We start from the raw sequence: 22,930 nt of genomic DNA, 5'->3' as shown, positions 1-22,930 counted from the left end.
CTGACCCCATTAATTTCTTCTGACCCCATTAATTTCTTAGCCGCCCATTTTCAAAGGCAGTGGCGCCCCGCTCTTGACGCAGCGGATGGCGAAGTTGCTGGTGATGTCCTGCACCATGGGCAGGACTTGCAGACGGCGCACGATGTGTTCGTAGCTGCTCAGCTCGTTCACCACCACCTCCAGCAGATAGTCGTGCGCGCCCGACACCACATGGCAGGCCACCACCTCGGCCATGGCCTGCATCGCCGCCTCGAACTGCAGCACGGCGTCTTCCCGGTGGTGCATCAGGCGCACATTGACAAACACCGTGGTGGCCAGTTGCACCGCCTTGCGATCCAGCACCGCACGGTAGCCGGCAATGAAGCCGTCCTCCTCCAGGCGCTTGAGGCGGCGCGCGCAAGGACTTTGCGACAGGGCGACCCGCTCGGCCAGCTCGGCCACGCTGAGGCGTCCCTCGCGCTGCAGCAGCTCCAGCAATTGAATATCGATTCGGTCCATACGCTTGTTTTCACCAATTTTCCAAATTCTATTGGCGATAAGCACTCAATTCCCGGCGCGGCAACGCAGCACACGCCCAATATCACCCGAGCTTGCGCCGGAAAATTCTGCCGACCGCCGCCCTGGCCCTCAAGGGCCGCGGCATCCTTTTCCGCAGTCTGAGCGCCCCCTCTCTTTCCTTCCCATGCCCACGCCAGTTGTCTCGACGGTTTCCTCTGCTCCCGCCACCCCTTCGCTCGCAACTGCGCCACGGCTCCAGCGGGCCGAACTGGCCGGCTGGGCCGCCCTGGCCCTGACGCTATGCATCTGGGCCGCCTTCTTCATCTCCCTGCGCGCCGGCGCCCGCGCGGCCCTGCCGCCGGCCGAGCTGGCCCTGCTGCGCTTCGGGCCGGCCGGCCTTTTGCTGGCACCCCTGCTGTGGCGGCGCCGGGCGCGCCTGGCGGCCGTGCCGGCCAGGCTCTGGCTGCTGATCGTCGCCGGCGCCGGCCTGCCTTACTTTCTGATCGCCGGCTGGGGCATGCGCCATGCGCCGGTGGCCGATGGCGCCACCCTGATCCCCGGCACCCTGCCCCTGTTCACCGCCTTGCTGGCGGCGGCCCTGCATGGCCGCGCGGCGCTGGCGCGCTGGCCCGCCCTGCTCTGCATCGCCGCGGGCATCGCCACCTTGCTGGCCCTGAAGGCCGGTCATGCCGATCTGGCCCAGGGTTATGCCCTGTTCCTGCTGGGCAGCCTGATGTGGTCGGCCTACACCCTGGCCTTGCGTGAAGCCAGGCTGGCGCCGATTGAAGCCGCCGCCCTGATTTCAAGCGTATCCCTGGCCTTGCTCCTGCCCTGGCTGCTGTGGCAGGTCGGCCAGCAAGGCCTGGGCAGCCTGGCCTTGCCCGGCATCGCAACAGAACAATTGCTGCTGCAACTGGGCATTCAAAGCATAGGCGTGGGCCTGGTGTCCACGCTGAGTTATAGCTTTGCCGTGGCCAGGCTGGGGGCGCAGCGCAGCGCCACCGCCGGCGCGCTGACGCCCGTGCTGGCCACCTTGCTGGCCCTGCCGCTGTTCGGCGAGCGGCCCGATCTGGCCACCATCATCGGCATGCTGCTGATCGCGGCGGGGGTCTTGTGGAGCCAGCGAGGGCAGCGCTAAGCAGGCCTGTCGCAAGCCTTGCTGGGCGGATTCTGCATCTCCCGCAATACGGCCTCGAACCCGGCGACCAGATGCCGCAGCCCAAACTCGAAGTCGGCGAATTGAGGGCCAGTCTGCGCCTGCCCCGCAGCGGCATCCGCGCTCTTCTTCGAGTAGGCGAACTTGATCATTTCGAAGAGATAGGGGTAGTCGCTGGGGGAAATGGCGGACTGCAAATGATCCACGGCCTTGGGCCGGCCTTTGCGTCGATTCCCTTCTTCGAGAATCACAAAACCATAGACATAGCTGGTCAGCGCAATCATGGCGTGAAAGGCCAGTTCGATGGAGAAGCCCGCACTTCTGAGAATCCCTATCATGCGGTCGTTATGGCGCAGCCGTTCCGGGCCTATCGAGCTTCTTGATTCAATCAAGCTGGCCGCCCAGGGATGCAGATTCAAAACGCGGCGCAAAGTCCTCGCGCGCTCAAACAGCGCCGCCTGCCACTCCGCAGCCGGGTCGGCGGCACCCATTTCCGCAACGACCCATTCCACCATCTCATCCAGCAAGGCCTCCTTATTGGCCACATGCTTGTAAAGCGACATGGCCTCGACGCCCAGGCCCTGGGCAATTTGGCGCATGGACAGCGCATCCAGGCCTTCCTGATCCGCCAAGTCCAGCGCGACCTGGAGAATTCTTTCCTTGGACAGCGGGACCCGGGCCGGCAACGAGCCGTCCGGACTAGATTTCTTCTGCGTCATGTTTTGTGGGCAACTCGCGACCGCCTTCCTGAGCCTGGCTGACAGACCCACTGCCCTAACGGGGCGCTGGGCAGTTCAAGCGCCATTTTCAACCGAATTCCAGCGCGCCTGCCCAGGATCTCCCAGCACCTCGGCCAGGACGTCAAACACCAGCCGTATACGACGCGAGGTGCGCAGCTCCCGATGCGTCACCAGCCAGATCGGAAATTGGATCGGCGCCACCTCGTCCAGCACCCGCTGCAAATCGGGCATCTCAGCGGCGATCTCCTCCATCATCGCGCCTATGCCCATGCCTGCCCGCAGCAAAGCCAGGCCGGTCGCGGCGTCCGCGCCATAGCAGCTGAAATTGGCTTCCTGCAGGTCCAGGCCATGGCCGCGCAAATAGGCCAGGTAGCGCCCATCGCGCTCCGCGCCGACGAAGGCGCAGCGCCTGGCATCGGCCGCGGTGCGCGGCCGGCCATGCGCTTTGACCCAGCTGCGCGAGGCGTAAAAGCCGGCACTGGCCTGCCGGACAAAGCGGCCTATCAAATCCGCCTGCTCCGGCCGCACATGGCGAACGGCGATATCGGCCTCGCGGCGCATCAGGTCGCTGATGGCGTCCGAACTGATCACCTCGACGAGCAGCTTGGGCGCCAGCTCTGCCAGCCGATGCAACACCGGCGGCAGCAAATAGGCCGCGACCGGCCCGGTGGCCGAAACCTGTACGACGCCCTCCACCGTCTGCGACTGGCCGCTGGCCGCCAAGCGCAATTCCTCGGCAGCCGCGCCCATGGCGCGCGCATGCTCCAGCAGGGCCAGGCCCGGGCCGGTGATCGCCATGGCCTTGCCCACCCGCTCAAACAGGGTCAGGCCCAGCTGTGCCTCGATGGCGGCAACCTGGCGACTGAGCGTGGCCTGGGCCAGGCCCAGCTTGCGCGCGGCCGCAGACAGCGATCCCAACTCCGCCGTTTCCAAAAAGGCTTTGAGCTGGTTCCAGTCCAGGTCGTCAATGCAATTTCGCATGGGGCACATCCAAATCTGGGTGAAGACGATTTGTGGACGAATTATTAGCATCCCCCTGCCTCTTCGCGCAGCGTATCCAAACCCATCTCGCCCCATGCCCTCCAGCCCGCAATTGAGCGCCAGCGACAAAGCCCTGTTCTGGGACCGCGCCGCGCGCAAATACGCCGCCAGCCCCATCTGCGACTTGCCTGGCTATGAAAAAACCTTGGCCCGGGTGCAAGGCCTGTTGGCGCCCCACCTTCACGTACTCGAACTGGGCTGTGGAACCGGCAGCACGGCCCTGCGTTTGGCCTCAGGCACGGCCAGCTATCTGGCCACCGATGTCTCCGCAGAAATGATCGCCATCGCCCAAGCCAAACAGCTTGCCCTGCCTCCGGCGCCCCTGCGCTTCGCGCAGGCGGATGCCGAGACTCTGCCCGCCAAAGAACCGGGCTATGACATCGTCCTGGCCTTCAATCTGCTGCACCTCATGCACGATCTGGACAAGACCTTGCAATCCCTGCTGCGGCTCTTGAAGCCCGGCGGCCTGCTGATCAGCAAGACGGCTTGCCTGAACGAGATGAACCCGCTGATCCCCCGTCTTGCCCTGCCGCTGATGCGCATGCTGGGCAAGGCCCCCCTGGTGCAATGCTTCGACGCCCAGCAACTCTGCCAGCGCATGGAGCAGCAAGGTTTTGCGATCGAAGCGCTGGAGCGGCATGGCAGCAAGCGCCGCGACTGGCGCGCCTTCATCGTCGCGCGGCGGCCGCTCTAAGCCCCCCTCCCCTCAAATCCACATCCCAAACCTCGATGCTTGACGAGCTTACGCCGTAAGCTTACATTGTAAGCCCGGGTTCCAAGACTTGCGCTCAGCGCTCCGGGACGAGCCTCAAGAGGAGTCATTTGCAATGCTTTTTCGCATTCTTCTTGCCACGCTAGCCATGGCGCTGCTGGCCGCGCTATCGGGCTGCGCCAGCCTGCCGGCGGCGCAAACGACGCAGCTCGCCGAGCGCGAGATCGAACTCGTCGCACAGATGGCGGAAGGCCCGGTGGTGGTGTTTGAAAACGGCTTGGGCGGGCGCATGGAGTGGTGGAGCAAGGTCCTGCCCAGGATTGCCGAAGAAACCGCCGTGTTTGCCTACAACCGGCCGGGCTATGGCAATAGCAGCCCGGTGCAAACGCCCCGCGACGGGCAATCCATCGTGGACGAGTTGCGCCAGCTGCTGCAAAGCCAAGGCCTGCAGCCGCCTTATGTCCTGGTCGGGCATTCGCTGGGCGGGCTTTATATGCAGCTATTCGCCAGAAAGTATCCACAGGACGTTGCCGCGCTGGTTCTTGTGGACTCGACCCATCCCCAACAATTGGAGGGCGCGGGAGCGCTTGAAAACCAGTCTCTGTTTGTGCGCAGCGCACTCAAGCTGCTGATCACCGGCACGGCCAGGCAAGAGCTTGAGTTGCTGAAGCGTAGCGGTGAGCAGGTGCTCGGCCTGCCCACCGTGACGGGCATCCCGGTCTTCATCCTGAGCGCCAAGGCGGACCCCAGCGACAACTCGGAAGCCGCGCAATTTGCCCGCCAAAAGCGGGCCGAGCTTGCCACGCTCTACCCCGGGGCCAGGCAGATCTGGGTCGAGGGCGGCCACGCCATTCCGATCGAAAACCCCGACGCCGTCATCGCCGCCATTCAAGCCGCGCTGGCCTTGATCCGTGAGCGCCGCTGAGCAAGCCCCCGATGGACTCCTCGAACAAAAAGCCGGCTGCGAATCGCCAGGAAAACGCCCTCAAAAAATCGGACTATCTGGTCCCGCTGGCCTTGCTGATGCTCGCGGCCTTGCCGCTGCTGGTCGGCGCCCTGCGCCTGGCCCAATTGGCCAGCGGCACCGACCTCAGCGCCACCAATGCGCGCTTCATGGCCGCCCCGCTGCCCATCGTCGTGCACATCGTGGCGAGCAGCGTCTTTGCTTTTCTGGGCGCATTTCAGTTCAGTCCCTGGCTGCGCAGCCAAGCCCCCAAGCTGCACCGAAGCGCCGGCCGCCTGGTGCTGTTGGGTGGCTGCGGCTGCGCCGCTTCAGGCCTGTGGATGACGCTGTTCTACCCCCGCGTCGAATCGCCCCCGGCCAGTTTCGATGGCCCCTGGCTCTTCGTCATCAGGCTGCTGGTTGGCCTCGCCATGCTGCTGGCCCTGGGCCGGGGGTTCTGGGCCATCCGGCAGCGAGACATCCAAGATCATCGTGCCTGGATGATGCGGGCCTACGCGCTAGGCCTCGGCGCGGGCAGCCAGGTCTTCACCCATATCCCCTGGTTTTTATTTCCCGGCATCCAAGGGGAGCTGGCCCGTACGGTTTGCATGGGGGCCGGCTGGGCCCTCAATCTGGCCGTCGCCGAATGCCTCATCCTGCGAGCCCGCCCACTCAAGTCGCGCAGCAGCGGCCAGGCCTGCCAACGGGCGTAGCGGTTGATGCGATGCGGGCGCGCCAACAGGCGGCAGTTCACATCCCCGAGCTCGATCCGCAAGCCCTCGCCCCGAAGCCAAGCCCATCACCATCGGTATCCACATGCAGAGCATCTGTGGCCCTATTGCGTTAGGCCAGCGTCTCCCTGGTCGCGCCGGCCCTGGCCCCGAGGCCCCGGCACTTCCTCACGCAGCCCCTGAGCAAGGCCAAGGCACCCAGCAGCCCAAAGCCGCCCAGCGCAATCAGCCCCCAGGCCAGGGGCCGATGTTCACGCGCCCACAGCCGGGCTTCTTGCAGGGACTGGCGGGCGACAAAGCGGCGGGCCTGCCAGAAATTGGGCTCTTGCTGGAGCTGGCCGAACAGAAAGTCCAGCTCATCCCCCTGGGGCGCGATATAGGCGCCCGTCTTGAGGTAACGCCGGTACAGGCTTTGGCTCAGTTCCGGGTCCAGATGGATCACCCAGGACGTGGCATTGCTGAGCACATCGGCATAGGTGCGTGAACGCGCGGGCAGCAGATCGGCCGCCTGGCTGGCCAGCTTGACGGCTTCAAAGCGGTAGTGGAAGCGCTTGTCGCCAAACTCGCCCCGCGTGGCCTGGAAGCGTTGGCGCTCGGCGGGCGTGCGCGTCTTGTCCGACTCCGGCCCCATGCCGGCCAGGTCGTGGTTGCCACCGACCATGGCGAAGTCGGGGTTGACTTCATAGCCCATGATTTCCATGCCATGCCAGCGGGCGATCTCGGCCGCCTCGTACAGGGACTGGGCCCGGCCCACCTGGGTCCAGGCCTTGGCCGCGGCGCGCAAGGCCTTGGCATAGGCCTTGGCATGCACGCGCGCCTGCTCGGGCTTGGCGCCGCCGTCCACGGCCTGCAATTCGCGCTCCTGGAAGTAATCCAGGGCCTCGTCAAAACGCTGCTCGCGCACCAGGCGACGGGCCAGCAAATCACGCAGGGAACCGGCATTGTTGAGTTGGGCATAGCCCGTCTCGGCGGCGGGCACCGCCTTGGCGGCACGCCGGTCCACAAAGGCCTTCAGCTCGTCCAGCGTCAGCAAGCGCTCGGCCACATAGGCCGCATCAATCCAGTACTCGGGGCCTTGGCCGTAGAGCAGGTCCAGGGCCTGCACGAATTCATCGCTGCCCAGCTTGAGCGCGGCGAACTGGGCGGACAGCAGTTGCACGTCCTCGGCCGCCAGCTTTTTGTCCTCAGCCTTCTCGGCCCGCTCGGCCTCCAAGGCCTTGGCGAAGGCGGCCGCGGCGGCTTTCCTGTCGCCCGCCATCAGGGCCAGCTTGGCACGCAGCCAATGCGCGGTGGGCGTCTGCAGATTGCCCACATAACGCCGCGCCAGATCGTAGCGGGCACTGGCGTAGGCGGCGGCGGCCAGCTTGTCGGCGGCGGCGGGTTGCTGGATGCCGGCGGCGTCCAAGGCCTTGACCAGGCGATTCAGCGGCGAGGCCGGGCGCAGCTTGGCACCGTCACCGCCCTCGAGATGGGGTTCATCCGCGCCGTAGGACAGCACATAGCCCACCAGCAGGCGCTGCACCAGGGCCGATTGGATATGGGCTTGCAGGCCGGCCTCGTCCTTGAGCAGGCGCTGGGCGACGATCAGCAAGGACTCGCCCGGCTTCCAGCTCTCGTGCGCGGCCTGCTCGGCATACAGCTCGGTGGCGCGGCTGTAGTTGCCGGCCTGCAGATGGGCGCGGGCCTGGGCACCGAAGCTGTCCAGGCCCAGGAACTCGGGGTCGGGCGCGCCGGCGGCGGCCAGCTTGCGGGTCAGCTCAAAATGGGCGTCAGCCTTGGCCAGATAGCCCTCGCCCGCCTCGGCGATGTCGACCAGGCCCAGGGAATAGGCGGCCCAGGTCGCCCGTATCGCCCGCTCCTTCTCGGGCAGCATCAGGACGGCCTCAAAACGCTGGCGCACCTTGGCCAGCAAGGGCTTGCTATCGGCCTCGCTCAGGCCCGGGGCGTGGGGCCAGGGCCTGGGGCAGGCCTGATCCGGGCTGGCGGCCTGGGAAGCCGCCGAGGCGGGCGTCTCCGCGGCCTCGGCCTCCAGCTCGCAACTGCTTTCCTCGGGCTCGCCCTCAGCGTCGCCGGACAGGGGCACGACACGGCGATAGTCCACCGCTGCGGCGGTGTAGAGCCGCAGGGCCGCGGGCAGGGCCGCACCCAGGGCATAGGCCTGGTCGCCTTGCTCGGCGGCACGCATCTCGCGCACCAGTTTGCGCTGGGCCGCGCTCAGGCCCTGGCCTTCGGGGTCCTGCTCGCCGTCCTTGCCATCGGCCGTGTCCTGCCCCTGTCCACTGGGAAACTTCTTGGCCGGCGCCGGGTGCAGCTGGGCGGCATCGCGGAAGAAGTTGCCGGGGATGGCGGCCTTCAAAAATACGGCGCGCGAATTCAGGTAGACCTGGAAGTCCGGCCCGCAAGCCAGGGCCACACCGAGCACGCTGCTGGCGGCCAAAGCCAGCCACAGGGGGCGGCGGATAAAGTCGGAAGCGGCTCGGGTCAAGGGGGATGCGGCGCGTCTATTCTCTTTGTTCTTAGCGGTTTTCATGGATCTCTATCACTGGAAAGCGCGAGCATCTTAGCCATGCCACCTCGCTGCTCGCCCCCGGTTTGAGCAAACGGCTGCCTGAGCGCTGCAACTGCCAGGCGCCGCGCTCGCCGATCACGCTGCGATAGCCCAGGCGGCCTTGCACCGTGCCGCAATCGGCGGGCAGGTCCAGACGGCTGGGCCACAAGGCATCGCTGGTGCCGGTGTTGACGAGTTGCAGGCGATACAGGCCCGGCGCGCTCACATCCGCCTGGGCTTGCGCACGCAGCCCGGGCCGCAGCGGCGCGCCGCTGATCACCATGCGCCAGGTGGCGGGATGCCAGGCGCGCTGGTCGGCCAGCGTGGGCAGGCGGAACCAGACGATGCCTTGCAGATGGGCCAGGCGCGGCCGGGCGCGCGGCAAGGCCTGGTGCACAAAGTCCTGCAGCTGCTGCGGGTCCACCGCCCATTCGGCGCTGCCGGCGGCGCCGCCCAGCAAGGGCGTCTCGCTCTCCACCGCCAGCAGATTGCCGAAGTCATCGAAGCGCAGCTGGGCCGAGTAGGTGGGCAAGGCCAGCCGATAGCGCAGCGGGCCGGGGCTTGCCGCGGCGATGGCCTCGATCTGCTGCGCCCAGCGCAGGGCGAGCAGCGGGTCGAACAGGCCCTGGCCCGGGTTCTGCACCGCATGCAGCTGCAAGGTCAACTCATCCACCTGCCGCCACAGCGCCGGCAGCTCGCGCGAACCCAGCCAGGCCGGCAAGGCGGTGATGAAGAGCGGCAGGCCCGCCAGCGCCGCTTCGGCGCGCAGGCTTTGCAGGAACTCGCGGTACTGGGGCAGGCGGGCGGTGGCGCAATCATGGTCGATCTCCAGCGCCTCCAGCGCCAGGCCCTGGGCGCGGGCACGCGCCAGCGTCGCCAGCACGGCGGCGCGCACGCGGGCCGGGTCCAGGCGCTGCAACTGGCCCTCGATGCGCACGACGGCCACCACGCCCCCGCCCGTGGCCTGCAGGGCGGCGGCATCCACGGCCGCAAAACGCTGGCTGCCATCGGCGGCGATATGGCTCATCAGCACCCGCCAGCGGCGTAGCGGCGCACCCTGCCCGGCCTGCGAAGCCTCACGCAGGGCCGCGCGCAAGGGCTCTTGCCAGAGCATCTGCCAGATATAGGCCTCCTGGCTCAGGGCCAGGGCGGCCGGCGGGCGCAAGCAAGCCCAGCCCGCAGCCAGGGCCGCCCCCAGCGCCAACGCGATCCACAGTCTTCGCCCCCCCAGATTCATCGTCCCGCCAACCACCCACGCCCCAGCAGATTTGCTCAGAAGGCGTTACGCTCTAGCCCGCCTTCCCCGTCTCGAATTGCGGCCATTGTCGAGCAAGGCCCGACGCAGCCGCCGCCCACAACCTCAATCACGGAGCCCCAGCCATGATCAAACTGACCGTCAACGGCCGCGCCGTCGCGCTGGATGCCGACGCGAATGAACCCCTGCTGTGGGCCTTGCGTGAAGACCTGCAACTCACCGGCACCAAGTTCGGCTGTGGCATGGCCTTGTGCGGCGCCTGCACCGTGCATCTCGACGGCCAGCCGGTGCGCGCCTGTGCCACCCCCTTGTCGGCCGCGGCCGGTAAAAGAATCACCACCATCGAAGGCGTGGCTAGCAGCAAGACCGGACGGGCCGTGCAAGCGGCCTGGGTCAAGATCGATGTCCCGCAATGCGGCTATTGCCAGAGCGGCCAGATCATGAGCGCCTGTGCCCTGCTGGCCAGCAAAAAGTCACCCAACGACGCTGACATCGACGCCGCCATGAGCGGCAATCTCTGCCGCTGCGGTACCTATAACCAGATCCGCGAGGCCATCCATGTGGCGGCCGACACGCTGAAGTCCGGCAAAGCCGTCAAGACCGTGGGAGCATGAGATGAAGGACCACACCGCTTTGAGCACCACCCGCCGCGGCTTCATGCAACGTAGCGCCGGCTCGGCCCTGGTCGTCGGCTTCAGCCTGCCCCTGGCCGGCGGCTTGGCCGCCAAGGTCCAGGCCGCCACCGCCAGCGCGCCGCAAACCAATACCTTTGCCCCCAATGCCTGGCTGCGCATCACGCCGGACAACCGCATCACCGTGCTGTGCGGCGCGGCCGAGATGGGCCAGGGCGTGCTGACCGCCATCCCCATGCTGGTGGCCGAGGAGCTGGATGCCGACTGGAAACTGGTGGCCGTCGAACAAGCCCCCGCCCACACGGCCTATAACAACCCCCTATTCGGCATGCAAGCCACCGGCGGCAGCACCACCATACGGGCGCACTGGACGCCGCTGCGCCAGGCCGGCGCGGCGGCGCGCGAGATGCTGTTGGCCGCCGCGGCCGAGCAGCTCAAAATCGACGTTAGCCACCTGCGTAGCGAGCGCAGCCATGTGATCGCGCCCGGCGGCAAAAAGCTCAGCTACGGCGCCCTGGTGGAAGCCGCCAGCCGCCAGCCTGTGCCCGACAAGCCCTTGCTGAAGAGCCGGGCCGATTTCAAGATCCTGGGCAAGCCCACCGCCCGCCTGGACACGCCGGCCAAGGTCAATGGCAAGGCCAGGTTCGGCATCGACGCGCAGATCGAGGGCATGCTGGTCGCCGTGATGGCGCGCGCCCCCTTTGCCGAGGCCAAGCTCAAGTCCATGGACGAGAGCGCGGCCCGCGCCATCAAGGGCGTGCAGAAAATCATCAGCATCCCGCAGGGCGTGGCCGTGCTGGCCGAGGGCTACTGGGCGGCCAAGCAGGGCCGGGACGCCTTGGCCGTGCAATGGGAGCTGGGCGAGAAAGCGCAGCTCAACACCGCCAAGATCAGCGAGATGCTGAACGACGCGGCCAATACGGCCGGCGCCATCGCGGTGGACAAGGGCAATCTGAAGGACGCCGCGGCCAACTCGGCCCAGCGCCTGAGCGCCAGCTACGAGGTGCCCTATCTGGCCCATGCCTGCATGGAGCCGCTGAACTGCCTGGCCTGGGTCAAGAACGATGAAGTGACGATCTGGGCCGGCACCCAAAGCCAAGGCCCCGCGCAAGGCATTCTGGGCCAGATCGCCCAGGTCACGCCGGCCAAGGTCAAGGTCAACACCTTGCTGCTGGGCGGGGGCTTTGGCCGCCGCTTCGCACCCGACTTCACCGTCGACGCCACCCTGCTGTCCAAACTCAGCGGCAGACCGGTCAAGCTGATCTACAGCCGCGAGGACGATATGGCGGCGGCCTATTACCGCCCGGCGGCCCTGGTCAAGTTCGAGGCCGCGCTGGACGAGGCCGGCCGTGCCAGCTCGCTGCGCGCCGATGTGGCCTCGCCCTCCATCATGGCCGGCTCCGGCTTCATGCAGCTGCCCGAGAGTGGCGTGGACGCTCAGGCCGTCGAGGGCCTGGCGGATCATCTCTACGACATCCCCAACCAGCGCATCGCCTACGGCCGCGCCGAGCCCGGCCCGCAGGTCTGGTTCTGGCGCTCGGTGGGCCACTCGCAGAACGCCTTCTTCATCGAAAGCTTCATCGACGAGCTGGCCGCCGCCGCCAAGGCCGACCCCCTGCAATACCGCCTGCAGATGCTGGACAAGCAGCCGCGCGCCCGCGCCGTGCTGGAGGCCGCCGCGGCCAAGGCCGGCTGGGGTCAGGTCTTGCCAGCGGGCGTCAAGCGCGGCATTGCCTTTGCCGAGAGCTTTGGCAGCTTTGTGGCCGAGGTGGCCGAGGTGTCGGTCTCAAGCGATGGCAGGCCCAAGGTCCACCGCGTGGTCGCCGCCGTGGACTGCGGCCAGACCGTCAACCCGCAGACCATTGCCCGCCAGATCGAAGGCGCCATCGTCTACGGCCTCAGCGCCGCACTCTACGGCCAGATCACGCTGAAGGACGGCCGGGTGGAGCAAAGCAATTTCCACGACTACCCGGTGTTGCGCATGAGCGAGATGCCCAAGGTCGAGGTTCACATCCTCCCCAGCACGGCCGCCCCCGGCGGCGTGGGCGAACCCGGCACCCCGCCGATCGCGCCTGCGCTCACCAATGCCATTTTTGCGGCCACGGGGGTGCGCATACGCAAGCTACCGATCGAACCAGGCTTGCTGAAAAAATCCTGATGCCGCGCGGGCCCGGGCCCGCCCGCATCACCCCTAGTTTGAAGGCAAAACTCCCCAAAGAGAGGGGGTTATGCGGGGGCAATGTTTGGCCAGAATGCGGGCTCAACTCTTGCCTCCCATCATGACCAAAAGCCTTCTGAAGACATCCCTGCTGGGCCTGAGCGTTTGCAGTGCCGCTGCCATGGCAGACCCGCAAACACTCTTCCCCAACCCCGGCCCCTATACCCAGGACTACGCCACCGCCTGGTTCACCGAAGACCTGGGGGCGGGCAACAAGCTGTTCCAGTACGCGGTGATCAATCTGGGCACGGTGGCCTATCAGGAGCGCACGACCCAGACCGGCCCGAACAGCTGGCAGCGCGATTGGCGCACGGACACGCCCATGATGCGGACCTACGAGGCGCCCATCATGAGCGAGTTTGCGCTGAACGCCATCCAACCGGGCAGCATCTTCCAGCCCGAGGGCTGGTCTTACCGCTTCATCGACCTCAGCCAGGAGCCCGGCGCCTGGGTCAACACCACCGGCGACGCACGTTTTGACAAGCCTTACCGCCTGCTGCAGTGGTATGTGGACAGCGCCAACGCGAGCAATGCCATCGAGCACATCGCCAACCACGCCATCCATCCCTCCGAATGGCTGACGCGTACCTCCCTGAGCGAAGCGATGGCCGACCCTCAGGCGCAAGCCAAGTTCGGCGGCACCCAGTGCGGGCTGATGCTGTGGAACGAGGGTTGCGCGGGCCTGGGCTTCGGCTTCCAGGCCCAGGCCGGCAAGATGCTGGGCCCGGACCAGACGGCCTGGACCCTGATCACCCGCATGGGCAGCGACAGCATCATCGTCAACCCCCTGCCGCCGCAGATCGGCGACCCCGATCTGCCCGTGGGCCACAACGGCCTGAGCTTTGGCGGCGGCGTCGTCACCATTGCCCCCACCGCCGCCGTGCCAGAACCGGCCAGCTACGCGCTGGCGCTGAGCGGCCTGGCCCTGCTGGCCGGCCTGGCGCGCAAGCGCCGGCAAGGCTGAAGCTGCGTCAAGCCGCTGGCGGGTAGCCGGCCTCGGCCAAGGCGGCCGCCAGCTCCTCACGCGACAAGCCGCTCTGCACCTGCAGCTCGCGGCTGTCGCGCTTGAAGTCCAGCCGGGCGGCCGGGTCCAGCTCGCCCAGCGCGGCGGTGATGGCCGCCACGCAGTGGCCGCAGCTCATATCGGGCAGCTTGAAATCATGGGCTTGAAGGGTATTGCTCATCAAAGGCTCTCCTGAGTTTTGGGATTGGCAGGAGCATAGACCTTGCCACGATGGCAAGGTCAAGCGACAGAAAAATCTCTGCTCATCCGGGGGCGGGCTTGACCTTGCCATCATGGCAAGCTTGATACTGTCGCCATGATGATCAACAAAGCAAACAGCGCCTGGACCCTGCCCGTCGAGGGCATGACTTGTGCCTCCTGCGTGGGCCGGGTGGAAAAAGCCCTCAAGGCCTTGCCCGGCGTGCGCTCGGTCCAGGTCAATCTGGCGACCGAGACGGCCAGCGTCGAGGGTGGGCCCGAGCTGACGCTGGCGGCCCTGCAGGCCGGCGTGAAGAAGGCCGGCTACGCGCTGCGCGAACAAACCCACAGGCTACAGGTGGGCGAGATGACTTGCGCCTCCTGCGTGGGCCGGGTCGAAAAGGCGCTATTGAAGCTGCCCGGCGTGCTGGAGGCCGAGGTCAATCTGGCGACCGAGACGGCCGTGGTCCGCGTCCTGTCCACGGTGGAGCCGGACGCGCTGCTGGGCGCCATCATCAAGGCCGGCTACACGGCGCAGCGCCTGGACGCCCACTCGCCCGGCGAACAGAACGCCCCCGCCAGTTGGTCGCATAGCGCCGGGCCGGTGGCCCTGGCCGCCCTGCTGTCGGCGCCCCTGCTCGTCCCCATGCTGGGCGATCTGTTCGGCCGGCATTGGATGCTCAGCGGCTGGTGGCAGCTGCTGCTGGCCACGCCCGTGCAGTTCCTGCTGGGTGCGCGCTTCTACAAGGCCGGCTGGGCCGCGCTGCGGGCGGGCAGCGGCAATATGGACCTGCTGGTGGCCCTGGGCACCTCGGCCGCGTTTGGGCTCTCGGTCTACGAGCTCTGGCTGCGCGGGCCGCTGAGCATGAATCTCTACTTCGAATCCGCCGCCGTCGTCATCACCCTGGTCTTGCTGGGCAAGTGGCTGGAGGCGCGCGCCAAGCGCCAGACCACGGCGGCGATCCGCGCACTCAAGAAGTTACGCCCCGAGACCGCCCGAGTGCGCCGCGAAGGGGTCGAGACCTTGCTGCCCCTGGCCGCCCTGCGCCTGGGCGACGAGGTGATCGTGCGGCCGGGCGAACGCATCCCGGTGGACGGCGAGGTGATCAGCGGCGAAAGCCCGGTCGACGAGTCGCTGATCACCGGCGAGAGCCTGCCCGTGGACAAACACCCCGGCGACACGGTGGTGGGCGGCGCCGTCAATGGCGAGGGCTTGCTGATGCTGCGCACCACGGCCCTGGGGGCGGAATCCACGCTCGCCCGCATCGTGCGCCTGGTGGAGTCGGCCCAGGCCAAGAAGGCACCCATCCAGCGCCAGGTGGACCGGGTCAGCGCCATCTTTGTGCCGGTGGTGATGGGCATCGCCCTGCTGACCCTGCTGGCCTGGGGCCTGGCCAGCGGCGACTGGGAGCACGCCATCCTCAACGCCGTGGCCGTGCTGGTGATCGCCTGCCCCTGCGCCCTGGGCCTGGCCACGCCCACGGCCATCATGGTCGGCACCGGGGTGGCGGCGCGCCAAGGCATTCTGGTCAAGGACGCCGAGGCCCTGGAGCTGGCCGCCGAGATCCGCCTGGTGGCTTTTGACAAGACCGGCACGCTGACGCAGGGAGCGCCCAAGCTGATGCATCTGCAAGCCGTCGAAGGCTTGGAGGACAACACCGCCCTGGCCCTGGCCGCCGCCCTGCAGCAAGGCAGCGAACACCCGCTGGCCCAGGCCGTGCGCGAGCGCGCGCAGCAGCTGAGTCTGGCCGTGCCCGAGGCCACGCAGCTGCGCGCCCTGCCCGGCCGCGGCCTCGGTGCCCAGCTGGGGGGCCGAGCCTATCTGCTGGGCAGCAGCCGCTATCTCAAGGAGTTAGGCGCCGATCTCGCGCCCCTGCAAGCGGCCGCCGATCTGGCGCAAAGCCAGGGCCACAGCATCTCCTGGCTGGCCGAGGCGGCGCCCAGCGAGGGCGGCGCGCCCCGCCTGCTGGCGGCGCTGGCCTTTGGCGATGCGCTCAAGCCCAGCGCCGCCCCGGCCATCCAGGCCTTGCATGGGCTGGAGGTGCGCAGCCTGTTGGTCAGCGGCGATAACGAGGCAGCCGCCCAGGCTGTGGGCCGGCAGCTAGGCCTGGACGAGGTGCGCGCCGAGGTCTTGCCGGCCGACAAGGCCCGCATCGTGGCGGAGCTGAAGCAAGAACTGGCGGGCCAGGGCCCGCATCTGCGCGTGGCCATGGTGGGCGACGGCATCAACGACGCCCCCGCCCTGGCCGCCGCCGATGTGGGCTTTGCCATGGCCACCGGCACCGATGTGGCCATGGCCGCGGCCGGCGTGACCCTGATGCGCGGCGATGTGCGCCTGGTCGCGCAAGCCATAGACCTGAGCCGCCGCACCGTAGGCAAGATTCGCCAGAACCTGTTCTGGGCCTTTGCCTACAACGTGGTCGGCATCCCGCTGGCGGCGCTGGGCCTGCTCAACCCCATGCTGGCGGGTGCGGCCATGGCGCTGTCCAGCGTCTCGGTCGTCAGCAATGCGCTGCTGCTCAAGCGCTGGAAGGCCAAACCATGAAATCAGCGGCTGAACTCTTCAATATCGGCGAGGCGGCGGCGCGCTCCGGCGTCTCGGCCAAGATGCTGAGGCATTACGAGTCGCTGGGCCTGCTGCCCAAGGTGGCGCGCACCGAGGCGGGCTACCGGCTCTACTCCGAGCGCGAGGTCCACACCCTGCGCTTCATACGCCGGGCGCGCGACCTGGGCTTCGCTATGGCCGAGATTGCCGACCTGCTCAAGCTCTGGCAGAACCGGCGCCGCAGCAGCGCCGATGTCAAACGCATCGCGCAAAACCATATCGAGGACCTGGAGCGCCGCCTGGCCGAGATGAGCGCGATGAAAAAAACCCTGGAGCAACTGGTCTGTTGCTGCCAGGGTGATGAGCGGCCGGACTGCCCGATTCTGGACGGGCTGGCGGCCTGAGAATCAGGCCGCTGCCGTCGCCATCTGCTTGCGCCGCAGCAGGCCCAGGCCGACCAGGCCCAGGGCCATCAGGCCGTAGCTGGCGGGCTCGGGCACGGCCTGGGCGAAGACCGCATCGGCCAGCAGCCGGTGGCCGTTGGTGGTGGGGTGGATGGAGTCCCAGAACAGCGAGGTGGCGGGGTCGCAGATATTGTCCGTGCGGCCACAGGCATTGCTGACGTTCGTCAGGCCCAGACTGCTGGCCGAGTTCACCGTATGGGTCAGGAAGCCGTAGAAATCAAAGGTTTGCACGCCGGCCTCGCCGTTCAGGCGGGCGGCCAGGGCCGCGTCCATCGCCGCCGAGGCGATGGAGGCCGTCGCCTGGCCCAGCGGGCCGCCACCGGCCGCCGCCGGCGTCAGGCCGAAATTGGGGGTGTTCAAGACCAGGATGTGCTGGGCACCGCGGGCCTGCAAGGCATCCACCATGGCGCCCACGTCCTGGGCATAGGCCGTGGCCGTCGAGCCTATGATGCCGGCCGCCGCACCTGGGTCGGCGGCGATCGCGTCCAGGGCCGCGCGCACATTGTTGCCGCCGCCGGAGATGATGAAGAGCTGGCTGCCCGTCACCGCCTTGCTGGGGTCGCCCAGAAACATATTCAGCTGGGTCCGCAGGCTGAAGGGGAAGCCGCCGGGGCCGTCGTTGCCATCGATGCCGGTCTGGGCGCCGCCGAAGGCGTAGTTGGTACCGCCCAGCAAGGAGGCCTGGGCCGACAGGCCCAGCTTGGCCGCGAAGTACTCGCTCCACACCGGGCCATTGCTGTAGCGGCCGGAGAAATAGGGAATCTTGGAGAAGTCCTGATCGGTGAGCGGCGCCAGGCCGCTATTGCCAACCAGGGTGGCGTTATTGCCCGCATCGGACAGGCTGTCGCCAAAAATGACCAGTTGGGAGAAGCTGGCGGCCTGAGCGGCCATCGACAGAGACAGCAGCAGGCCGGTGAGAGCCAATCGATGAGAAAAATGTGTCATGGGTGCTCGCTAGGAAAAAGGTCTCGGGTCGTTTGATCGCTGTGGACCCGTAACACAAAAAGTCGAAAGACAACCCGACAGAGCCTCTCGGCTCATGCGGGCGCAGCATCGCGCAAGGGGTCGATCACTGTCAACCGGGACGGCCTGCCCGGCCCGTCGATTTGTGATCGGCCCGGCGCCTCAGCGCTTGCTGCCGGCAGCGGGTTTGAGAGGGAAGAAGGCCGCACGCTCCTGCGCCACCCGCTCGTTCTGCCGGGCAATATTCCCACAGACCAGATCGCAGATTTTGTAAACGGCGGGGTCGGCGATTTTGTAGAAGGCGCTGGTGCCACGGCTCTCGCGCGAGACCAGGCCATGCTGCTGCAGCAGGGTCAGATGGCGCGAGACATTGGCGGCACTGAAACCGCACAGCTCGGCCAGTTCGCCGACCTTGCGCTCCTGCTGGCGCAGCAGATTGAGGATGTGCAGACGCGTGGGCTCCGCCAGGGCCTGGAAATAGGCGGCGATCTGAACCAGGGCGGCCGGAGGTAGATCTTTCATGGGCGGCTCTCAACCCGCCAGAGCGGGGTCTTCTTCATTGGAGGAGCGCAGTTTAGATGAGTGCTTGCACTCCTGCTTGCTTGACTATTTGCATGATTGTGCAAATAATGATTTAACGAAATACATCGTCACACTCGCGTCATCAACGATTGCCATGAATAGAACACCTCCCTCCTTCGCCCGCCGTTCGGCCGTGGCGCTAGGCCTGTTGATGGGCAGTGGCTGGCTCGCCTGGCTTGTCGCCCCCGCCCTGCCCGTCCGGGCCCAGTCGCAGGCGGCAGCGCCGCTGGCCAGCTATCAGCTGAAGGCTGGCGGGCTGCAGCGCAGCAGCAGCTTTGACGGGGTGGTGGAAGCCGTGCGCCAGACCGTGCTGGCCGCCCAGGTGGCGGGCGCCATCGTGCAGATCGATGTCAAGGTGGGTGACCGTGTCGCCAAGGGTCAGGTCTTGCTGCGGGTGGACGCCCGCGCCGCGCAGGAGGCCGCCCAGGCCAGCGAGGCCCAGGCGCAGGCCGCGCGCGCGAGCCTGCAACTGGCCACGCGCGACTTCGAGCGCCAGCAGCAACTCTTCAAGCAGCGCTATATCAGCCAGGCGGCGCTGGAGCAGGCCGAGAGCCAGTTCAAAGCCACCCAGGCCCAGCTCAATGCCCAGTTGGCCCAGGCGGGCGGCGCGCGCACCCAGACCCACTTGCATGTGCTGCGCAGCCCTTACGAGGGCATCGTCTCCGAGCTGCCCGTGGCCCTGGGCGATATGGCCTTACCCGGCCGCCCCCTGCTGACGCTCTACGACCCCAGCGCCTTGCGGGTGACGGTCCATCTGCCGCAAAGCGTGGTGGCGGGCCTGAGCGCCAAACCCAGCTTCAGTCTGGACTTGAACGGCCAGAGCGGCGTGCAGCCCAGCCAGGTGCAGATCCTGCCCAGGGTGGACGCCAACACCCACACGGTGCAGCTGCGCCTGGACCTGCCCAGGACCGGCAGCACCGGCCTGAGCCAGGCTTATGCGCCCGGCCTGTTCGCCCGTGTCTGGCTCAGCGACAGCGGCAGCGCCCCGGCCGGTCAGCAGCTGCTGCTGCCACGCAGCGCGGTGCTGCGCCGTGCCGAGCTGCAAGCAGCCTATGTGCTGAACGAGCAGGGCCGACCGCTCCTGCGCCAGCTGCGCCTGGGCGCGGCCCAGGGCGAGTGGGTGGAGGTGCTGAGCGGCCTGAGCGCCGGCGAGCGCGTTGCCACCGACCCGGCCGCCGCCGCCCGTGTCCTCCACAGCCCCAAGCCATGAATTCCCCTGAGACCCCAAGCCGGCTGGGCGCCAGCGGCCGCATCGCCGCCTTCTTCCAGAGCGCCCAGATCACGCCCTTGCTCGCCCTCGTCGCCCTGCTGCTGGGCCTGTTCGCCGTGCTGGTGACGCCGCGCGAGGAAGAGCCGCAGATCAAGGTCACCATGGCCAATGTGCTGCTGCCCTTCCCCGGCGCCGGCGTGGGCGAGGTGGAGCAGATGATTGCCGGCCCGGCCGAGCAGCTGCTCGCGCAGATGGCCGGGGTGGAGCATGTGATGTCGCTTTCGCGCCCCGGCCTGGCCGTGCTGACGGTGCAGTTCAAGGTCGGCGTGCCGCGCACCGAGGCCCTGGTCCGGCTCTACGACACGGTCGATGCCAATGCCGACTGGCTGCCGGCCCAGCTGGGCGCCCTGCCCCCCATCATCAAGCCCAAGGGCATTGATGACGTGCCCATCCTCAGCCTGACCCTGTTCAGCAAGACGAATGAGGAGATCGGCGCGGCCGATCTGGAGCGCGTGGCCCACAGCATGGAGGCCGAACTCAAGCGCGTGCCCGGCAGCCGCGAGGTCCGCAGCATAGGCGGGCCGGGCCGCGGCGTGACCGTCGAGATGGACGCCGGCCGCATGGCCAGCACCGGCCTGAGCGTGGACCATCTGCGCCGCGCCCTGCAGTCGGCCAATGCCGGTGCGCCCATCGGCGACTTGCTGCGCGCCAACCAGGCGATCGCGCTGGAGGCGGGCGCCTTGCTGGGCTCGGCGCGCGAGCTCGAAGAACTGATCGTCGGCGTGCAGGAGGGCAAGCCCATCTTTCTGCGCGACGTGGCCCGGGTGCGCGACGGCCCCCTGCGGCCCACGCGTTATGTCTGGCACGGCGAGGGCGGGCAGAACTACCCGGCCATCACCCTGGCCATCACCAAGAAGGCGGGCGAGAACGCCATCGACGTGGCCAATGCCTTGATGCAGCGGGTGGATGAGCTGCGCAATACCTTGATCCCGGCCGATGTCGAAGTCAGCGAGACACGCAACTACGGCGCCAGCGCCGACGAGAAGGCCCAAAAGCTGATCCACAAGCTGCTCTTCGCCACCGCCTCGGTGGTGGCCCTGGTCTTCCTCGCCCTGGGCCGCCGCGAGGCCGCCATCGTGGGCACGGCGGTGATCCTGACCCTGGCCGCCACCTTGTTTGCCTCCTGGGCCTGGGGCTTCACGCTCAACCGGGTCTCGCTGTTCGCGCTGATCTTCTCCATCGGCATCCTGGTGGACGACGCCATCGTGGTGGTGGAGAACATCCACCGCCACCAGCAGCTCTACCCCGGCCGCAGCCTGAAGGACATCATCCCCGGCGCCGTCGACGAAGTGGGCGGCCCCACCATTCTGGCCACGCTGACGGTGATCGCCGCCCTGCTGCCCATGGCTTTTGTGTCCGGCCTGATGGGCCCGTATATGAGCCCCATCCCCATCAACGCCAGCCTGGGCATGCTGCTGTCGCTCGCCATCGCTTTCGCCGTGACGCCTTGGTTGGCCCGGCTCTTGATGAAGCCCCTGCCGCCCAGCGCCGAGTCGCCCCAAACGCAGCAAGTCCACGGGCTCAGTGCCCGGCTGGCACCGCTGTTCGAGCGCATCTTCCAGCCCTTGCTGGACGCGCGGCGCGGCCGCCGCAATCGCGGCCTGCTGGGCCTGGGGCTGGCCGGCCTGATCGCGGTCTCGCTGGCCCTGCCCGCCACTGGCTTGCTGCTCTTGAAGATGCTGCCCTTCGACAACAAGTCCGAGCTGCAGCTGGTGGTAGACCTGCCCGCCGGCACGCCGCTGGAGAAAACCGCCGCCGCCCTGCGCGAGCTGGGCGCCTACCTCGCCAGCGTGCCCGAGGTGAGGCATTACCAGGCCTATGCCGGCAGCGCCTCGCCGATCAACTTCAACGGCCTGCTGCGTCAGTACGATCTGCGCAGCGACCCGAATCAGGGCGACATCCAGGTCAATCTGGTGGACAAGCATGCGCGCAAGGAACAAAGCCATGCCATCGCCATGCGCTTGCGCCCCGAGCTGCAAAGAATCGGCAAGCGCTTCGAGGCCAATATCAAGGTGGTGGAGGTGCCGCCCGGCCCGCCGGTGCTCGCCCCCATCGTGGCCGAGATCTACGGCCCCGAGGCGGCCGGCCGCGCGGCCCTGGCCCGCCAGGTGCGCGCGGTGTTCGAGCGCCAGCCCGGCGTCGTCGATGTGGACGACAGCTTGATCGCCGCCGCCCCGCGCCAGCTGCTGCTGATAGACCGCCGCAAGGCCGCCATGCTGGGCGTGCCGCAGGAACTGATCGTCAGCACCCTGCGCGCCGGCCTGGCCGGCGAAGCCGTCACCTATCTGCACGAGCAGAGCAAATACCCGGTGCCGGCCGTGCTGCAGCTGCCGCCCGAGTCGCAGGGCGATCTGGACGCCTTGCTGGCCCTGGGCGTGCGCGGCCGCGCGGGTACCCTGTTGCCGCTGCGCGAGCTGCTGACGGTCTCGGACACCGTGCGCGAGCAGCCGGTCTACCACAAGGACCTGCTGCCGGTGGTCTATGTGACGGCCGATATGGCCGATGCCAAGAGCGGGCTCGACAGCCCTTTGTACGGCCTCTTCGCCATGCGTGCCGAGCTGCAGAAAATCCAGACGCCGGGCGGCGGAACGCTGCAGGAGTTCTTCATCCGCCCCCCCTCCGACGCCCTGCGCGACTACAGCCTCAAATGGGATGGCGAGTGGCAGATCACGTATGAAACCTTCCGCGATATGGGCCTGGCCTATGGCGTGGGCCTGATCCTGATCTATCTGCTGGTGGTGGCCCAGTTCGGCTCCTACCTGACGCCGCTGATCATCATGGCCCCCATCCCGCTGACCCTCGTCGGCGTGATGCCCGGCCACGCCCTGCTGGGCGCGCCGTACACGGCCACCAGCATGATTGGCATGATCGCCCTGGCCGGCATCATCGTGCGCAACTCCATCCTGCTGGTGGACTTCATCCGTCTGCAGCAGCGCGGCGGCATGGCGATCGAGCAAGCCATCGTCAGCGCCGCCACGACCCGCGCCCAGCCCATCCTGCTGACCGGCCTGGCCGCCATGCTGGGGGCCTTCTTCATCCTCGACGACCCCATCTTCAACGGCCTGGCCATCTCCCTGATCTTCGGCATCGCCCTCTCGACGCTGCTGACCCTGGTGGTGATCCCGCTGCTGTACTACCTGGCCTACCGGAACAAGACGGCAACATAACTTTCAAGTGAAACGGATAAACTCATGAGCACCTGGCAAATCGTCCGCGTCATCGCGGGCAGCTTCATCCTGCTGTCACTGGCGCTGGGCCTGCCCGGCAGCCCGATCTTCCACTCCAGCGGGTGGCTGGCCTTGACCGCCTTTGTGGGCTTCAATCTGCTGCAAAGCGGCTTCAGCCGCTGGTGCCTGCTGGAGTCCATGCTGGCCAGGCTGGGCCTGCGCCGCGGCGATTGACGGCCCGGCGGCCCGCCAAATCCGTCCGCG

At 67.5% G+C, this 22,930-nt stretch carries 20 protein-coding genes; 12 read left to right on the top strand and 8 right to left on the bottom strand.

Translation table 11 applies throughout. The features are described 5' to 3' along the window. Positions 1 to 36: 36 nt before the first annotated feature. Positions 37 to 498 carry an Lrp/AsnC family transcriptional regulator gene (locus tag HNP55_RS15570; RefSeq protein ID WP_184301200.1) on the bottom strand — a complete coding sequence of 154 codons (462 nt, stop codon included), beginning with the start codon at positions 496 to 498 and terminating at the stop codon, positions 37 to 39. Positions 499 to 682: 184 nt separating this feature from the next. On the opposite strand from HNP55_RS15570, the gene HNP55_RS15565 reads away from it, so the two are divergent. Beyond that, positions 683 to 1,636 (top strand): DMT family transporter, encoded by a 954-nt coding sequence (locus HNP55_RS15565; protein ID WP_184301197.1) that lies wholly within the window; start codon positions 683 to 685, stop codon positions 1,634 to 1,636. Here the strand turns inward: HNP55_RS15565 and HNP55_RS15560 are convergent. Further along, positions 1,633 to 2,373, bottom strand: coding sequence for a TetR/AcrR family transcriptional regulator (locus HNP55_RS15560; protein ID WP_184301194.1), 741 nt, complete (start codon positions 2,371 to 2,373; stop codon positions 1,633 to 1,635). The genes HNP55_RS15565 and HNP55_RS15560 overlap by 4 nt on opposite strands. Before the next feature lie 75 nt (positions 2,374 to 2,448). After that, positions 2,449 to 3,375, bottom strand: coding sequence for a LysR family transcriptional regulator (locus tag HNP55_RS15555; protein ID WP_221439625.1), 927 nt, complete (start codon positions 3,373 to 3,375; stop codon positions 2,449 to 2,451). A gap of 94 nt (positions 3,376 to 3,469) precedes the next feature. Between HNP55_RS15555 and HNP55_RS15550 the strand changes: the two genes are divergently transcribed. The 3 genes from HNP55_RS15550 to HNP55_RS15540 all read left to right on the top strand — a co-directional run bounded on the left by HNP55_RS15550 (position 3,470) and on the right by HNP55_RS15540 (position 5,803). After that, complete coding sequence (locus tag HNP55_RS15550; RefSeq protein ID WP_184301191.1) at positions 3,470 to 4,129, top strand: class I SAM-dependent methyltransferase; 660 nt, start codon at positions 3,470 to 3,472, stop codon at positions 4,127 to 4,129. Between the two features lie 133 nt (positions 4,130 to 4,262). Further along, positions 4,263 to 5,072, top strand: coding sequence for an alpha/beta fold hydrolase (locus HNP55_RS15545; protein ID WP_246448446.1), 810 nt, complete (start codon positions 4,263 to 4,265; stop codon positions 5,070 to 5,072). A gap of 11 nt (positions 5,073 to 5,083) precedes the next feature. After that, positions 5,084 to 5,803, top strand: coding sequence for a DUF2306 domain-containing protein (locus tag HNP55_RS15540; RefSeq protein ID WP_184301188.1), 720 nt, complete (start codon positions 5,084 to 5,086; stop codon positions 5,801 to 5,803). Between the two features lie 130 nt (positions 5,804 to 5,933). Here HNP55_RS15540 and HNP55_RS15535 read toward each other — a convergent pair whose 3' ends face one another. Both HNP55_RS15535 and HNP55_RS15530 read right to left on the bottom strand, forming a co-directional pair. Then, a complete protein-coding gene (locus HNP55_RS15535; protein ID WP_184301185.1) occupies positions 5,934 to 8,306 on the bottom strand; it encodes a hypothetical protein in 2,373 nt (790 codons plus the stop codon). A 31-nt stretch (positions 8,307 to 8,337) separates the two neighbouring features. Next, complete coding sequence (locus HNP55_RS15530; RefSeq protein WP_184301183.1) at positions 8,338 to 9,606, bottom strand: DUF3142 domain-containing protein; 1,269 nt, start codon at positions 9,604 to 9,606, stop codon at positions 8,338 to 8,340. A 143-nt stretch (positions 9,607 to 9,749) separates the two neighbouring features. Between HNP55_RS15530 and HNP55_RS15525 the strand changes: the two genes are divergently transcribed. The 3 genes from HNP55_RS15525 (at position 9,750) to HNP55_RS23995 (ending at position 13,438) form a co-directional block, all read left to right on the top strand. Continuing rightward, on the top strand, positions 9,750 to 10,238 hold the full coding sequence (locus HNP55_RS15525) for a (2Fe-2S)-binding protein (RefSeq protein WP_184301180.1): 489 nt from the start codon (positions 9,750 to 9,752) through the stop codon (positions 10,236 to 10,238). 1 nt (position 10,239) lies between these two features. Beyond that, entirely contained in the window at positions 10,240 to 12,414 is a 2,175-nt protein-coding gene (locus HNP55_RS15520) for a xanthine dehydrogenase family protein molybdopterin-binding subunit (RefSeq protein WP_184301177.1), read from the top strand. 121 nt (positions 12,415 to 12,535) lie between these two features. After that, on the top strand, positions 12,536 to 13,438 hold the full coding sequence (locus HNP55_RS23995; protein WP_221439624.1) for a PEP-CTERM sorting domain-containing protein: 903 nt from the start codon (positions 12,536 to 12,538) through the stop codon (positions 13,436 to 13,438). A gap of 7 nt (positions 13,439 to 13,445) precedes the next feature. On the opposite strand, the gene HNP55_RS15510 is transcribed toward HNP55_RS23995, so the two are convergent. After that, the gene (locus HNP55_RS15510) at positions 13,446 to 13,658 is read right to left on the bottom strand and encodes a heavy-metal-associated domain-containing protein (protein WP_184301174.1); all 213 of its coding nucleotides are present in this window, start codon (positions 13,656 to 13,658) and stop codon (positions 13,446 to 13,448) included. A 135-nt stretch (positions 13,659 to 13,793) separates the two neighbouring features. Here HNP55_RS15510 and HNP55_RS15505 point away from each other — a divergent pair, with 135 nt between their 5' ends. Further along, positions 13,794 to 16,220 (top strand): heavy metal translocating P-type ATPase, encoded by a 2,427-nt coding sequence (locus HNP55_RS15505; protein ID WP_184301171.1) that lies wholly within the window; start codon positions 13,794 to 13,796, stop codon positions 16,218 to 16,220. Continuing rightward, a complete protein-coding gene (gene cueR, locus HNP55_RS15500) occupies positions 16,217 to 16,624 on the top strand; it encodes a Cu(I)-responsive transcriptional regulator (RefSeq protein WP_184301169.1) in 408 nt (135 codons plus the stop codon). The genes HNP55_RS15505 and cueR overlap by 4 nt, the downstream gene beginning before the upstream one ends. 3 nt (positions 16,625 to 16,627) lie before the next feature. Here the strand turns inward: cueR and HNP55_RS15495 are convergent, their stop codons facing one another. Further along, entirely contained in the window at positions 16,628 to 17,629 is a 1,002-nt protein-coding gene (locus HNP55_RS15495) for an SGNH/GDSL hydrolase family protein (RefSeq protein WP_184301853.1), read from the bottom strand. 180 nt (positions 17,630 to 17,809) lie between these two features. After that, entirely contained in the window at positions 17,810 to 18,169 is a 360-nt protein-coding gene (locus HNP55_RS15490) for an ArsR/SmtB family transcription factor (RefSeq protein WP_184301166.1), read from the bottom strand. 154 nt (positions 18,170 to 18,323) lie between these two features. Here HNP55_RS15490 and HNP55_RS15485 point away from each other — a divergent pair, with 154 nt between their 5' ends. Genes HNP55_RS15485 through HNP55_RS15475 form a run of 3 tightly spaced genes read left to right on the top strand, consistent with a single transcriptional unit; the run spans position 18,324 to position 22,900 of the window. Then, complete coding sequence (locus HNP55_RS15485) at positions 18,324 to 19,439, top strand: efflux RND transporter periplasmic adaptor subunit (RefSeq protein WP_184301163.1); 1,116 nt, start codon at positions 18,324 to 18,326, stop codon at positions 19,437 to 19,439. After that, on the top strand, positions 19,436 to 22,666 hold the full coding sequence (locus HNP55_RS15480; RefSeq protein ID WP_184301160.1) for an efflux RND transporter permease subunit: 3,231 nt from the start codon (positions 19,436 to 19,438) through the stop codon (positions 22,664 to 22,666). Before HNP55_RS15485 ends, HNP55_RS15480 begins: the two co-directional genes overlap by 4 nt. Positions 22,667 to 22,690: 24 nt before the next feature. Next, positions 22,691 to 22,900 carry a DUF2892 domain-containing protein gene (locus HNP55_RS15475; protein WP_184301157.1) on the top strand — a complete coding sequence of 70 codons (210 nt, stop codon included), beginning with the start codon at positions 22,691 to 22,693 and terminating at the stop codon, positions 22,898 to 22,900. Positions 22,901 to 22,930 lie beyond the last annotated feature (30 nt).

This window comes from Roseateles oligotrophus (assembly GCF_014204525.1).
Taxonomy (GTDB): Bacteria; Pseudomonadota; Gammaproteobacteria; order Burkholderiales; family Burkholderiaceae_C; genus Paucibacter_A; species Paucibacter_A oligotrophus_A.
The sequence above is the reverse complement of the archived record's forward strand: the minus strand, read 5'-3'. Positions and strand labels throughout refer to the sequence as shown.

What these genes read in the sequence shown, in the direction of transcription:
- HNP55_RS15540 (WP_184301188.1), top strand. Translation starts at nt 5,084, where the DNA reads ATGGACTCCTCGAACAAAAAGCCGGCTGCGAATCGCCAGGAAAACGCC.
- HNP55_RS15565 (WP_184301197.1), top strand. Translation starts at nt 683, where the DNA reads ATGCCCACGCCAGTTGTCTCGACGGTTTCCTCTGCTCCCGCCACCCCT.
- HNP55_RS15545 (WP_246448446.1), top strand. Translation starts at nt 4,263, where the DNA reads ATGCTTTTTCGCATTCTTCTTGCCACGCTAGCCATGGCGCTGCTGGCC.
- HNP55_RS15480 (WP_184301160.1), top strand. Translation starts at nt 19,436, where the DNA reads ATGAATTCCCCTGAGACCCCAAGCCGGCTGGGCGCCAGCGGCCGCATC.
- HNP55_RS15520 (WP_184301177.1), top strand. Translation starts at nt 10,240, where the DNA reads ATGAAGGACCACACCGCTTTGAGCACCACCCGCCGCGGCTTCATGCAA.
- HNP55_RS23995 (WP_221439624.1), top strand. Translation starts at nt 12,536, where the DNA reads ATGACCAAAAGCCTTCTGAAGACATCCCTGCTGGGCCTGAGCGTTTGC.
- HNP55_RS15525 (WP_184301180.1), top strand. Translation starts at nt 9,750, where the DNA reads ATGATCAAACTGACCGTCAACGGCCGCGCCGTCGCGCTGGATGCCGAC.
- cueR (WP_184301169.1), top strand. Translation starts at nt 16,217, where the DNA reads ATGAAATCAGCGGCTGAACTCTTCAATATCGGCGAGGCGGCGGCGCGC.
- HNP55_RS15530 (WP_184301183.1), bottom strand. Translation starts at nt 9,606, where the DNA reads ATGAATCTGGGGGGGCGAAGACTGTGGATCGCGTTGGCGCTGGGGGCG.
- HNP55_RS15495 (WP_184301853.1), bottom strand. Translation starts at nt 17,629, where the DNA reads ATGACACATTTTTCTCATCGATTGGCTCTCACCGGCCTGCTGCTGTCT.
- HNP55_RS15485 (WP_184301163.1), top strand. Translation starts at nt 18,324, where the DNA reads ATGAATAGAACACCTCCCTCCTTCGCCCGCCGTTCGGCCGTGGCGCTA.
- HNP55_RS15510 (WP_184301174.1), bottom strand. Translation starts at nt 13,658, where the DNA reads ATGAGCAATACCCTTCAAGCCCATGATTTCAAGCTGCCCGATATGAGC.
- HNP55_RS15550 (WP_184301191.1), top strand. Translation starts at nt 3,470, where the DNA reads ATGCCCTCCAGCCCGCAATTGAGCGCCAGCGACAAAGCCCTGTTCTGG.
- HNP55_RS15570 (WP_184301200.1), bottom strand. Translation starts at nt 498, where the DNA reads ATGGACCGAATCGATATTCAATTGCTGGAGCTGCTGCAGCGCGAGGGA.
- HNP55_RS15555 (WP_221439625.1), bottom strand. Translation starts at nt 3,375, where the DNA reads ATGCGAAATTGCATTGACGACCTGGACTGGAACCAGCTCAAAGCCTTT.
- HNP55_RS15505 (WP_184301171.1), top strand. Translation starts at nt 13,794, where the DNA reads ATGATGATCAACAAAGCAAACAGCGCCTGGACCCTGCCCGTCGAGGGC.
- HNP55_RS15475 (WP_184301157.1), top strand. Translation starts at nt 22,691, where the DNA reads ATGAGCACCTGGCAAATCGTCCGCGTCATCGCGGGCAGCTTCATCCTG.
- HNP55_RS15490 (WP_184301166.1), bottom strand. Translation starts at nt 18,169, where the DNA reads ATGAAAGATCTACCTCCGGCCGCCCTGGTTCAGATCGCCGCCTATTTC.
- HNP55_RS15560 (WP_184301194.1), bottom strand. Translation starts at nt 2,373, where the DNA reads ATGACGCAGAAGAAATCTAGTCCGGACGGCTCGTTGCCGGCCCGGGTC.